This window comes from Kosakonia sp. Marseille-Q7440 (assembly GCF_965119485.1).
On record NZ_CBCPLT010000001.1, the window covers coordinates 166,949 to 178,694 of the forward strand.

Here is an 11,746-nt window from a genome sequence, read left to right on the forward strand (position 1 = left end):
GCCGCGATCGGCTCCCTGTTTCGGTGATGCACCCGGCGGTAAACACCGCCGGCGAATCATCAATTCTTTTTAACGAATTCCGATTTCAGTTTCATTGGCCCGAAGCCATCGATTTTGCAATCGATATTATGGTCGCCTTCCACCAGGCGAATATTCTTCACTTTAGTGCCGATCTTCAACATTGAAGAACTGCCTTTTACTTTCAAGTCTTTAATTACGGTCACGCTGTCGCCATCGGCTAACAGATTACCATTTGCGTCTTTGACGATTAATTCATCGCTCACCGACGCGGGTTCGGCATCGTTCCACTCGTGGGCGCATTCCGGGCAAACGAACATGCCATTATCTTCATAGGTGTATTCAGAATTACATTTTGGGCAGTGGGGAAGTTGCATAGGGGTTACCTCAAACAAGAGCAGAGAGAGCCGGATGTTTACCGGCACAAAAGGCGCAGTGCCTGAAAGGGCGCGATTATACAGCAAAACCGTACAGTTGCCGTTGTTATTATTTTTTTAATCCCGGAGATAAAAAGACAACCCTCGCGATACCCTCTGTCATTCGCTTAAGCGATGCTTATCTCATCACATCATTGAGAATCTACTTATGTGTGATAATTGCAATATTTGCTGGTTGAAATTGCCAGCATTTACTAATTCAGATATGGTGACAGTTAGCAACCGGTGTTATTTGTAACCAGGCTGTCACACCTGTTAAATGCGCCATTCCCGGCGAATAATTACCTCTCAGATCGGGTGGGTAAATCAATGATGATATATCCTGGCTATTCATAAAAATGCGCTAAGCTCTAACCCTTTGGTTTTTAAAGACCAGAGTACTATTGCTGTTCCTTTTTACGGGGAAATTATTATTTTCCCGAATGCCATCAGGTGTTTATCTTTTCGAAGATATTTTCTACACGTAATTATAAAAGCCGAAACTTCACTAATAAAACTCCACGGCTAAATAAAACAAAGAAAATTTGCGTTAAGGAAAGACTTTTGACATGCACACACAAACAATATTTGAATTAAGTCAGGAAGCAGAACGGCTGTTACAACTCTCTTTGCACAACCTGCTGGCTCTAAAAAAAATGCCGGCAGCGGAGCTTGATGAGACAAATATCAGCGGCGCGGCGCAAAATAAAAATGTGTTGCCCCTGCACTTCAGCGCCCGCGGCGTTGAGGCGCAAGAGGCGACCTTACAGAACGAACTGCGCAAAATTACCCGGCTGGAGATGGTGCTGGCGATTGTCGGTACCATGAAAGCGGGTAAATCGACCACCATCAACGCGATTGTCGGCACGGAAGTGTTGCCGAACCGCAACCGTCCGATGACGGCCTTGCCGACGCTGATCCGCCATACGCCCGGCCAGAAAGAGCCCGTGCTCCACTTCTCCCACGTCGGCCCGATTGATGCGCTTGCGCAGCAGTTGCAGACGCGGCTGTTCAATTACGATCGCGACAAGCTGGCGCAGAAGATTGAGATCGATCGCGATATGGACTCGCTGCTGGCGCGCATTGCGCAGGGCGACGCGTTTGATAAGCACTATCTCGGCGCGCAGCCGATCTTCCACTGCCTGAAAAGCCTCAACGATCTTGTACGCCTGTCGAAAGCGCTGGGCGTCGATTTTCCCTTCTCGGCCTACGCGGCGATTGAACATATTCCGGTTATCGAAGTGGAGTTTGTCCATCTGGCGGGGCTGGAGAGCAACCTTGGTCAACTGACCCTGCTCGACACGCCGGGGCCGAACGAAGCCGGGCAGCCCCATTTACAGAAGATGCTCAGCGAGCAGCTGGCGCGCGCCTCGGCGGTGCTGGCGGTGATGGATTATACCCAGCTGAAATCGATCTCCGATGAAGAGGTGCGCCAGGCGATCTCGGCCGTTGGCCGCTCGGTTCCGCTCTACGCGCTGGTGAATAAGTTCGATCAAAAAGATCGCAACAGCGACGATGAGCACCAGGTTCGCGCGCTTATCTCTGGCACCTTAATGAAAGGCAATATCACACCGACGCAGATCTACCCGGTCTCCTCAATGTGGGGCTATCTGGCGAACCGCGCCCGTCACGAGTTGCAGAAAAAGGGGCGCTTGCCCGATCCAAACGATCAGCCCTGGGTGCAGGACTTTGCCGAAGCGGCGCTCGGTCGGCGCTGGCGCATGGCGGATCTGGATGATACTGAACATATTCGTCACGCCGCCGATCTGCTGTGGCAGGATTCGCTGTTTGAGCTGCCGATCCGCAACTTGTTGCACGCGGCCCATGCCAACGCTTCCCTTTATGCGCTGCGATCCGCCTCGCATAAACTCCTTAACTACACCCAGAGCGCGCGGGAGTATCTCGATTTCCGCTATCAGGGGTTGACCGTCGCCTATGAGCAGCTGGAGCAGAATATCACCCGGCTGGAAGAGGACATGACCCTGCTGCGCAGCAGCCAGGCGCGGGTGCGTGATGAGGTCGATCATGAAGTGGAAGAGGCACTCGCGGCGGCAGAGATCTTTATCAACGGTCAGCAGTTTGAAATTGTCGAAGCGATCGACGCCTGGTTCCATGATGGGCAACTGATGGCGATGGCCAGCGAGAGCCAGGCCGATTTACGCCTTGATGAGCGCCTAAGCCCCGGCCAACTGGTGCTGGAAGATGAAGGCCAGGCGCAGATCGCCCTGAGCAAAATGCGCTCCGCCTGCGAGACGATCCTGCTGGCGGCGCAGGAGCGCATCAGCCGTGAACTGGCGCTGCGCTTTGATGAGCTGGAGAACACGCTGACGCGCTCGCTGAACGACGCCATGCGCCCGATCGAAACGCGCATCAAAGCGGAGCTGAGCCATGCCGGTTTTCGTGCCCGCATCTCTTTTCCCGCGTTTCAGCCGAGCACGCTCAACTTCAATGCCCGCACGCTGTTTAACAATGTCATCGCGCCGGAAGAGACCAGCGCCGCACAGGCCAGCCGCATTGGCGGCGTGCGCGAAACGGTCTCGCGCTGGCTCAATAACCCCAACTGGGGCTGGGACGACTATGTGGCGACGCGTACCCGGTATGTGATCGACCTCGGCACGTTGCATAAGAAGCTGACCGCCCATGTGGCGCACTTCTGCGAGCAGATCCGCAAAGCGTTAAGCGCGCAGGTTGATGTTTCCGTCACCGCAGGCATGGCGACCTTTTTTGCTGAGTTCTCCCAGAGTCTTTCCGGGCTGCAGGAGAGCCTGCGCGAGAGCATGGCGATCCGCCAGCAGAACGAATCCTCGGTGAGCGCGCTGCGTCGCCATTTGCTGCACTGTATCAGGACGGCGCACTGGATCCATGAGGATGCGCGGCTGTTACGCGACGATATACAGACGCTCTTCGCGGCGGAGCAACCATGAAAAATCGACTGCTCGACGGCCCTGGCCGGGTGCTGGAATCTATCCATCCGAAATTTATTGTCGATCTGGTACAGGGCATCGATGCGTCGCGTCAGACGACGATCGCGCCACAGCAGCAGCTTTTTCGTGAGCGGCTGGCGCAGGAGATCATGACCCAGACGCAGCTGCGCCCGTGGGCGATCTCCGGCAAGCTTGAGGAGAACGACGCTCTGCGGCTCGGGCTGGCAGAGAAGCTGGCGAGCATGCTCGATCCCGGTTATCTGGCGCTGACGCGCATTACGCAGCGGCTGAAGGCGATGCAGCACGCCGAGCGGCGTCCCGGCAGCGTCACGCCCGGCGCGCAGCAGCAGTACGACGTGTTGCTGGAGCACTTTAGCCAGCGAGCGGCATTTAAGGAGAAAGCGCTGACGCAGCGCGGGCTGGCGGTGCAGGCGGGTCATCACAGTGAACAAGTTTTTACCCACTGGCGGGCAGGAAGCTACAACGGCTGGTCAATGGCCGGACGCTGCTACGTCGCGCTGGAGGAGTTGCGCTGGGGGGCGTTTGGCGATGCCTGCCGCCTGGCGAATGAGGATGTGGCGACGATGCTGAAAGATAACCTGCGGGTAATGGCGGCAGAGTTTCTGGCGCAGGGCATCGATGCGTCGCAGGGGACGCGCCATTTCTATCATCAATGGCTGGCCGCGCCGTCGACGCCAGGGGTGATGGAGTATAAAGATCTGCTGGGCTGGCTCGGGGACTGGTGTGATGCAGAGCGCCACCCGATTTGCTGGTCGGTGACGCAGAGCTGGCAGCCCGTCGCGTTGGGGATGCCGAGACTCTGCTCGGCAGCCCGTCTGGCGACGGCGATGGTTGATGAGGTTTTCGACGACCTTTAGTGGCTCGTCGACTCGGTTCGCGTCGCCATCTCTTCCGGTGTCGGCACCTTGCCGAAGCGTCGTGCATAGAGCGCGGTAATAATCGGTACCAGGATGGCGGTGACAATTACGCTCGCGGCGACCAGCGCGGTCGCTGATGCGGCAACCGGTTCAAAGGCCGGGTTAATCTGGGCGATGATCACCGGGTTAGCCACCGCTGCACCCGCTGCCGAAGAGGCCGCCACGCCCGCTGTACCATTCCCGCCGCCAATCAGTCGGTCCGCCATAATCAGCGGAATACCGGTGATGATAATTACCGCCACGCCAAGGAAAATCCCCAGCAGACCGGTCTCCATAATCACTTTCAGGTTGATGGTGTTACCCAACGCGAAGCCGAAGAAGGGGATCAGCACCGGCGTCGCTTTGCTGAAGAAGGCGCGCAGATCGTGGTCGAGGTTGCCGAGGGCAAAGCCGATCAGGAACGGCAGCACCGCGCCGACAAAGTGGTGCGGTTCAAACGAGGCGAGACCAGCGGAGCCGAGGATCACCATGGTCATCAGCGGGCCGGACTCCAGCGACATCAACACAAATGCCCCCGACTCCTCTTTACTGCCGTACTGGTTCATCAGGCTGGCATAGAGCCCGCCGTTGGTCATATCCATCGCTGAGACAATCGCCAGCACCGACAGCCCGGCGAAAAAGCCGGTCTGAATGCCGGTATCGGGAATAAAGGAAGCGGCAATCATCGCCACCAGCCAGGCGACAGCAATTTTTGTCAGCACCAGCGTGCCCGATTTGCGCAGCACCGTACCGGTCGCGCGCAGGTCAATCGAGGCGCCAATACAGAAAAACCACACCGCCAGAATCGGTACCGTTCCGCTAATCATGCCTTTAGTAAAGGAGCCAAAATAGGCACCGGTATCGGGCGCCAGAGTATTCAGAATGGCGCCTAACAAGAGCGGAACTAACATCATCCCGCCAGGAATACGTTCAATCGTGGCCTTAATTTTCATACTCAATCCTCACGACTCGTCATTCAGATGAACGAGGAAGCTAAAAATGAATCATTCGATGTTTCAGAGATTTAAAGCATTCAGAAGCCAGCGCATTGACGATGGGCGGCGGCGGAGCGGCCTGAACAGACTCATCAATACCGATGAGTTAGCCCTTAACGCTGCTATTAGTGGGGCTATCATGAGGCGATTGGAATATCTATTCAATAAGAATGAAACGGTGTTTTAGTTACACCGATCACATAATTCGCGTAAACATTTATCGATGTTTCTTTATTTATTTTCGATGTAAATGGCTTGTAAAAAGGAGGGTTGAAAGCCGATCGCGCTTTTTTGAAATGAGGCAAAAAGTGAGGTAAAAACGGTGGTTGATGATTACCGGTTACAACTATGTGAATTTGATCACATTTATAAACCCTGATAGGGTAATTCGCTCATTCACTGCCCAACAGGCGTCAACAGGTTCGGTTGTACAGGCTTTGAACAGTTAGTGTAAGTAAACCTGCTACGCTTGAAAGAATGGCCGCAAGGCCGATAAAAAACGCCTGCCACGGATGGGTAAACGGGCGATACAGGGCGAGAGTCTTAAGAGGAAAACAGAGATGTTAAAAAGGAAAAAAATCAAACCGATAACGCTACGCGACGTCACGATTATTGACGACGCGAAACTGCGTAAAGCCATTACCGCCGCGTCGTTAGGTAACGCGATGGAGTGGTTCGATTTCGGTGTTTATGGCTTTGTGGCCTACGCACTTGGCAAAGTGTTCTTCCCCGATGCAGATCCCAGCGTGCAGATGATAGCCGCGCTCGGGACCTTCTCCGTTCCGTTCCTGATTCGTCCACTTGGCGGCCTCTTCTTCGGCATGCTGGGGGATAAATATGGACGACAAAAAATCCTCGCGATCACGATAGTGATCATGTCCGTCAGTACCTTTGCTATCGGGCTTATACCTTCGTATGAGTCAATCGGTATCTGGGCACCGATTCTGCTGCTGTTATGTAAGATGGCGCAGGGCTTCTCGGTCGGCGGCGAGTATACCGGCGCGTCGATCTTCGTGGCCGAATACTCCCCGGACCGTAAACGCGGCTTTATGGGCAGCTGGCTGGACTTCGGCTCTATCGCCGGTTTTGTCCTCGGCGCGGGCGTGGTGGTGTTGCTGTCGACGATTGTCGGCGAGCAGAACTTCCTCGACTGGGGCTGGCGTATTCCGTTCTTCCTGGCACTGCCGCTGGGCCTGATTGGCCTCTACCTGCGTCATGCGCTGGAAGAGACCCCGGCGTTCCAGCAGCATGTCGATAAGCTCGAGCAGGGAGATCGCGAAGGGCTGCAAGAGGGGCCGCGCGTCTCCTTTAAAGAGATTGCCAGCAAACACTGGCGCAGCCTGTTGACCTGTATTGGTCTGGTGATCTCCACCAACGTCACCTACTACATGCTGCTGACCTATATGCCGAGCTACCTGTCGCATAACCTGCACTACTCGGAAGATCATGGGGTGCTGATTATCATCGCCATTATGATCGGCATGCTGTTTGTGCAGCCGGTGATGGGTCTGCTGAGTGACCGCTTCGGTCGCCGCCCGTTTGTGCTGATCGGCAGTATCGCGCTGCTGGCGCTGGCGATTCCGACATTCAGCATGATCAACAGCGGTGTGACCGGCATGATTTTCGCGGGCCTGCTGCTGCTGGCGGTGATCCTTAACTGCTTCACCGGCGTGATGGCTTCTACATTGCCAGCGATGTTCCCGACGCATATCCGTTACAGCGCGCTCGCCAGTGCCTTTAACATCTCCATCCTGATTGCGGGTCTGACGCCAACGCTGACCGCCTGGCTGGTGGAGAGCTCGAATAATCTGATGATGCCAGCGTACTACCTGATGGTGATTGCGGTGGTTGGCCTGATTACCGGCCTGACGATGAAAGAGACGGCGAACCTGCCGCTGAAAGGGGCGACCCCGGCAGCGTCGGATATGCAGGAAGCGCGTGAAATTCTGCAAGAGCATCACGACAATATCGAACAGAAAATCGAAGATCTGGATGAAGAGATTGCCCAGCTGCAGGAGAAACGCTCCCGCCTGGTGCAGCAGCATCCGAAGATTGACGAGTAACTAAATAAAACCCGGAAGGCGCTGCCCTCCGGGTTTTTTTAACACCCTGCCGCAATATAATCCCCGTTGGCACTCACCGGGATCACCGTTAAAAACAGCACCAGCGCAAAGAGCATCAGCGCCACGCCGCCCGCGATCTTAAGCCCCGGAACCAGCCAGCGTAAGCGACCTGACTCACTGCCAAAAAAGGCTGCCGTGCGGTTACGCGCATAACGCACCGCCAGCGACAGGCCCATGATCGAGAGCGCTGTGCCGAAGGCCATGGTCATTACCGCCGCCATTCCCCACGTGACAATGCCGAGCGCATTCGAGAAGAGCAAAATCATAATGGCTCCGCTGCACGGCCGCGCGCCAATCGCCAGGATCACCCCCAGCCGGGTTTTCCAGTCGCCCTGCGTCGACACACCAACGCCGTGATGGCCGCAGCCGCACTGCGCGTCGTGAACATGCGTCAGGGAGCGGATGCGCAGCGCGCGCGGTCGCAGGCTCTTCACCGCGCGCCAGATGATATAGGCCCCGAAGCCGCCAATCAGCACCGCACTGACCTTCTCAACATACCAGCGGCTTTCGCTGAGATCGCCCGAGGCGAGGTTAAACCCGACCGCCAGGATAAAGACAAACAGGATCGCGCTGACGCCCTGCATCAGGCTGCCGAGCAGCGGAACCACGCGCGCGGCGGCCTCGCTCTCTTTATTGGTACTGAGGTAGGTGGCGACAATAAATTTGCCGTGCCCCGGCCCGATAGCGTGCAGCACGCCATAGAAGAACGCCCCGGTCAGCAGCCACAGCCCCCCGCTGTACTGATGATTATTGAGTTGCAGCAGATACATCACCAGATAGCGGTGCAGGGTGATTTGCGCCGCCAGGCACCACTGCAAAAAAGCGCCCCAGTGCGTGTGCAGCGCGAAAGCGGCGACCAGCCCTGCCGCCAGCAGCGTAAGCGCGGCCGTCAGGCGCCAGTCGCGGGTGAGAAGTTGCGTCGTCATAGGCGTTCAGCGATTAAGAAGGGATAGCCCGCAGTATAGGTGTCGTTAGGTGCGGGCTCCAGTCTGGGGGCAGAGATTGAGCTGGCGTTTGTGCCAGCGACCGAGCAGCAGCACGGTGGTCAGCGCGCCGAGCAGGGCGCAGAGCATATCCGACTGGGTATCCCACGGATCGCCCTGCGTACCGAGGAAGTCATCCGCCCCTTGGCCCATCGCCAGCGCGGCCCACCACTCAATTAATTCATAGGTGGCGCTGATGGCTAGCGCAATACAGCAGACGATAAAGTCGAGCATCTTGCCACCGCGCACGTACTGCCCGCGCAGTAAAATCTCCCGCGCCGCCAGCGCCGGAACCAGTCCCTGAAAGAAGTGGCCAAGTTTGTCGTATGGGTTGCGGCTAAGGTTGAACAGGTGCTGCACATCAAAGCCGATCGGCACTTTGGCATAGGTGTACATCCCGCCGACCATCAGGATGATGGCGTGAAAGAAAATCAGCGTGTAAAGCAGGGCAGTCAGCGGGTAGCGCCGCCAGGTAGCGAGCAGCAGCGGCACCACGATCATCACCGGGATCACTTCCATCAGCCAGGTGGCGCGGTCATGGGTAAAGAGACCGGTATAGATGAGGATCAGTAACAGGATCAGCGCTGCGCCGTACAGCGCAGGGCGGTTAATGCTCTTGAGCATACGAATGTCCGTTTCGGTAACAGGGAAAAAGAGACTATCGGCTGAAAAGGGGGAAAAGACAAATGGTTGAGAACGGGTGACGATGATGAAAAAAATCCGCCTTAACAGCGGATCCAATTTTTCAGCACGTTAAGGCACTTATCGAATCAGTAATGCACCAGCCCGCCATCCACGGCGTACTGGCTGCCGGTAACGTATGACGCATCATCCGAGAGCAAAAAGAGCGCGACGGCGGCGGCTTCCTGTGCAGTACCGGCGCGTCTGAGCGGCACCTGGCTTACCACAAAATCCTCAAACTGCTGGCGCGACTCTTCAGGCATAAAGTGCCTGAAGTTGGTCTCAATCGGCCCCGGCACTAGCGTGTTGGCGCGGATATCGCGCGGTGCCAGCGCGCTGGCCCAGCTCTTGACCATCGCAACGACCGCGCCTTTGGTGGCGGCATAAAGGCTGGTCATTGCCGCGCCTTCGTAGACGGAAGAGGAGGCGGTGACCAGCACCGACGCGCCGGAATATAATGCGCCAGAAAGCGCCGCCAGCTGGAGCATCGGGCCGCGCACATTGGCATTCATCATGCGGTTAAAGCTCTCGGCGGTAACCGATTCCGGTGCGCCGACTTCGGCATAACCGGCGTTCAGCCACAGGCCGTCGAGGGATCCCCACTGACTAATCGCCCTCGCCAGCGACTCGATATCTGCTTCGCTGGCAGCATCGCTTTTCAGGATCAGCGATGAGGCGGGCAGCAGCTTGCGGGCTTCAGCCAGGCGCGTTTCGTTCAGCCCGGTGATGGCGACCTCGCCCCCCTCGCTGACGATGCGCTGTGCACCCGCCAGCCCCATTCCGCTGGTGCCACCGGTGATCAGCACGCGTTTGCCTTCAAATCTGCTCATAAATAGCCCCTGTTGGTTCCTGAAATGGAGGTTTACCTTACGCAACAACCGCTTGCGCCGTCATCTGTTTCAGCCCGTAACTGTCTTAGCAGCGCGCCTGCTCCTGCTGCTCTTCATGCTGGCGTCGGCGGGAACGGCAGATATCAGCATGGTTTTCATCTGCCCACTGAATAAGTTTCTGCATCGGTTCCAGAAACGATCTCCCCAGCGGCGTTAAGGTGTACTCCACGCGCGGCGGCACTTCCGCATAAACGGTGCGGCTGACGTAACCGTCTGTTTCAAGGCGTTTTAGCGTGCGGGAGAGCATCTGGCGGGAGATATCGCTAATTTTCCGATTTAGTTCATTAAAGCGCAGCGTGCGTTCCGCCAGCGCTTCCAGAATCAGCAGGCTCCACTGATCGCCGATTTGATTAAGCACATCGCGGATCGGGCAGGGTTGCCCAAATTCGGCGATAACATTCTGGTCGTTGTCGCTCATTCGTTATCTCTCTTTTGCCACCAATAGTCAGCTTCGTGTGACTAAGTACCTGAATTTTGACCTCTTGTTGAGGTTTTGCGGGCAATGTACCATCCGCGTTCTTAACGGTCTATTTTTGTGACCAAAGGTAATGTACTAAAGGAGAGCACAATGAAAAAGTTTATTAGCGGTGCGCTGTTAACGGCAGTTCTGATCGCGTCTGGCAGCGCTGTAGCGGCCCCTGCGGCACATGTGCGCAATGTGGCGACAGAAGAGGCTAACCGACAGCTGGTGGTTGATTTTTATGATAAATTCTTCAACCGCCACGAGGTGAAAGAGGCCGCGAAGGTGGTTGATGAGCATTACCGCCAGCACAACCCCGATGTGCCGGACGGCAAAGCCCCGTTTGTGAATTACTTCACCGGTTTCTTCAAGGAGAACCCGCACTCTGCCGCGCGGATTGTGCGTAGCGCCGCCGACGGCGATTTAGTCTGGTTGCAGGTTCACTCGACCAATGACAGTAAAGATCGCGGCCAGGCGGTGATGGATATTTTCCGCGTGAGCAACGGGAAAATTGTTGAACACTGGGACATCATTCAGTCGGTGCCGGGGAAGTCCGCCAACGCCAATACGATGTTCTGAAGAGCGATCCCGGCTGCGTGCAAACGAGGGCAGGGGGAGAACACCCATTTTGCGAGACAAATTCCGGAATAACGCTTTGTTTTGCAGGAAGAAGTAAAACCGCTTGTCGGCTTTGGGCATCAGCGCTATTTTTCACCGGCACCTGCAAAATCAGGTGCCGGGATTGGTCTCCTGAAACCCTTACTGTCGACATATGACGCGTATTGCGTCTTCTTTATGTCGCGCGTACGGTTACGCCTCAATGGCGGGCCGGGCGGGGGCGTCGCAAGACGCGCCGGTGTCCAGTAAGGCCGGTAAGACCAACTCCGTCCGGTCCGCCGCCATAAGATTGGTCTCTTTGGTGGTGGCTCACATCTCACTTACTGGAGGCTGCCCTTATGGCTACGATCCCTACCCAGACTCATCCATTCTCCAAAACCGAACGCCGTTACACCGTCGGCTATACGCCTAATCAGGGCGATACCAGCACGCCTTGCCTCAACCTGAGCGGCAAATGGCTGAAAGAGGCCGGGTTCACCACCGGCAAAGGCGTCACCGTGAAAATCGCCGGAGACTGCATTGTGCTGATCCCCGATAACGATAACGTGCATGCCCTGCGGCAAGAGTTAAAGCAGATGAAGCAGGCGGTAAAAGCGGTGAAAGAAGGGGTAATGAGCGCGCTTTAAATCTGGAATTAAGTGGACACTAACACCACAGTTTTAGGGAGTTAGTGTCCACTTAATGAATAACGATGCTGCTATCAACGCGTCACGATAAGACC

At 56.2% G+C, this 11,746-nt stretch carries 11 protein-coding genes; 5 read left to right on the top strand and 6 right to left on the bottom strand.

Annotated features, from left to right (window positions below; all coding sequences use genetic code 11):
• Positions 1-59 precede the first annotated feature (59 nt).
• On the bottom strand, positions 60-395 hold the full coding sequence (locus tag ACWPW2_RS00725; RefSeq protein WP_023478448.1) for a zinc ribbon domain-containing protein YjdM: 336 nt from the start codon (positions 393-395) through the stop codon (positions 60-62).
• Positions 396-1,003: 608 nt separating this feature from the next.
• Between ACWPW2_RS00725 and crfC the strand changes: the two genes are divergently transcribed.
• Together crfC and ACWPW2_RS00735 are read left to right on the top strand one after the other, a co-directional pair.
• A complete protein-coding gene (crfC, locus tag ACWPW2_RS00730) occupies positions 1,004-3,358 on the top strand; it encodes a clamp-binding protein CrfC (RefSeq protein WP_333871980.1) in 2,355 nt (784 codons plus the stop codon).
• Positions 3,355-4,236 (top strand): diguanylate cyclase regulator RdcB family protein, encoded by an 882-nt coding sequence (locus ACWPW2_RS00735; RefSeq protein ID WP_139566807.1) that lies wholly within the window; start codon positions 3,355-3,357, stop codon positions 4,234-4,236. The genes crfC and ACWPW2_RS00735 overlap by 4 nt, the downstream gene beginning before the upstream one ends.
• Here the strand turns inward: ACWPW2_RS00735 and kdgT are convergent.
• The gene (gene kdgT, locus ACWPW2_RS00740; protein WP_279793811.1) at positions 4,233-5,228 is read right to left on the bottom strand and encodes a 2-keto-3-deoxygluconate transporter; all 996 of its coding nucleotides are present in this window, start codon (positions 5,226-5,228) and stop codon (positions 4,233-4,235) included. The two genes, ACWPW2_RS00735 and kdgT, sit on opposite strands and share 4 nt — an antisense overlap.
• Positions 5,229-5,830: 602 nt before the next feature.
• Here kdgT and proP point away from each other — a divergent pair.
• Positions 5,831-7,333 carry a glycine betaine/L-proline transporter ProP gene (proP, locus tag ACWPW2_RS00745; protein WP_454121281.1) on the top strand — a complete coding sequence of 501 codons (1,503 nt, stop codon included), beginning with the start codon at positions 5,831-5,833 and terminating at the stop codon, positions 7,331-7,333.
• A 38-nt stretch (positions 7,334-7,371) separates the two neighbouring features.
• On the opposite strand, the gene ACWPW2_RS00750 is transcribed toward proP, so the two are convergent.
• From ACWPW2_RS00750 to ACWPW2_RS00765, 4 genes are all read right to left on the bottom strand, one after another.
• The gene (locus ACWPW2_RS00750) at positions 7,372-8,319 is read right to left on the bottom strand and encodes a nickel/cobalt transporter (RefSeq protein WP_454121282.1); all 948 of its coding nucleotides are present in this window, start codon (positions 8,317-8,319) and stop codon (positions 7,372-7,374) included.
• A gap of 45 nt (positions 8,320-8,364) precedes the next feature.
• On the bottom strand, positions 8,365-9,000 hold the full coding sequence (locus ACWPW2_RS00755; protein WP_454121284.1) for a DUF2238 domain-containing protein: 636 nt from the start codon (positions 8,998-9,000) through the stop codon (positions 8,365-8,367).
• Between the two features lie 146 nt (positions 9,001-9,146).
• Positions 9,147-9,887, bottom strand: coding sequence for an SDR family oxidoreductase (locus tag ACWPW2_RS00760; protein WP_454121285.1), 741 nt, complete (start codon positions 9,885-9,887; stop codon positions 9,147-9,149).
• 85 nt (positions 9,888-9,972) lie between these two features.
• Positions 9,973-10,365, bottom strand: coding sequence for a winged helix-turn-helix transcriptional regulator (locus ACWPW2_RS00765; protein ID WP_454121286.1), 393 nt, complete (start codon positions 10,363-10,365; stop codon positions 9,973-9,975).
• A 150-nt stretch (positions 10,366-10,515) separates the two neighbouring features.
• On the opposite strand from ACWPW2_RS00765, the gene ACWPW2_RS00770 reads away from it, so the two are divergent.
• Entirely contained in the window at positions 10,516-10,986 is a 471-nt protein-coding gene (locus tag ACWPW2_RS00770) for a nuclear transport factor 2 family protein (protein ID WP_454121287.1), read from the top strand.
• 377 nt (positions 10,987-11,363) lie between these two features.
• On the top strand, positions 11,364-11,651 hold the full coding sequence (locus ACWPW2_RS00775; protein WP_454121289.1) for a SymE family type I addiction module toxin: 288 nt from the start codon (positions 11,364-11,366) through the stop codon (positions 11,649-11,651).
• Positions 11,652-11,746: the final 95 nt, after the last annotated feature.

Coding starts and splice junctions, on each gene's coding strand:
- ACWPW2_RS00725 (WP_023478448.1), bottom strand. CDS start 395: ATGCAACTTCCCCACTGCCCAAAATGTAATTCTGAATACACCTATGAA.
- crfC (WP_333871980.1), top strand. CDS start 1,004: ATGCACACACAAACAATATTTGAATTAAGTCAGGAAGCAGAACGGCTG.
- ACWPW2_RS00735 (WP_139566807.1), top strand. CDS start 3,355: ATGAAAAATCGACTGCTCGACGGCCCTGGCCGGGTGCTGGAATCTATC.
- kdgT (WP_279793811.1), bottom strand. CDS start 5,228: ATGAAAATTAAGGCCACGATTGAACGTATTCCTGGCGGGATGATGTTA.
- proP (WP_454121281.1), top strand. CDS start 5,831: ATGTTAAAAAGGAAAAAAATCAAACCGATAACGCTACGCGACGTCACG.
- ACWPW2_RS00750 (WP_454121282.1), bottom strand. CDS start 8,319: ATGACGACGCAACTTCTCACCCGCGACTGGCGCCTGACGGCCGCGCTT.
- ACWPW2_RS00755 (WP_454121284.1), bottom strand. CDS start 9,000: ATGCTCAAGAGCATTAACCGCCCTGCGCTGTACGGCGCAGCGCTGATC.
- ACWPW2_RS00760 (WP_454121285.1), bottom strand. CDS start 9,887: ATGAGCAGATTTGAAGGCAAACGCGTGCTGATCACCGGTGGCACCAGC.
- ACWPW2_RS00765 (WP_454121286.1), bottom strand. CDS start 10,365: ATGAGCGACAACGACCAGAATGTTATCGCCGAATTTGGGCAACCCTGC.
- ACWPW2_RS00770 (WP_454121287.1), top strand. CDS start 10,516: ATGAAAAAGTTTATTAGCGGTGCGCTGTTAACGGCAGTTCTGATCGCG.
- ACWPW2_RS00775 (WP_454121289.1), top strand. CDS start 11,364: ATGGCTACGATCCCTACCCAGACTCATCCATTCTCCAAAACCGAACGC.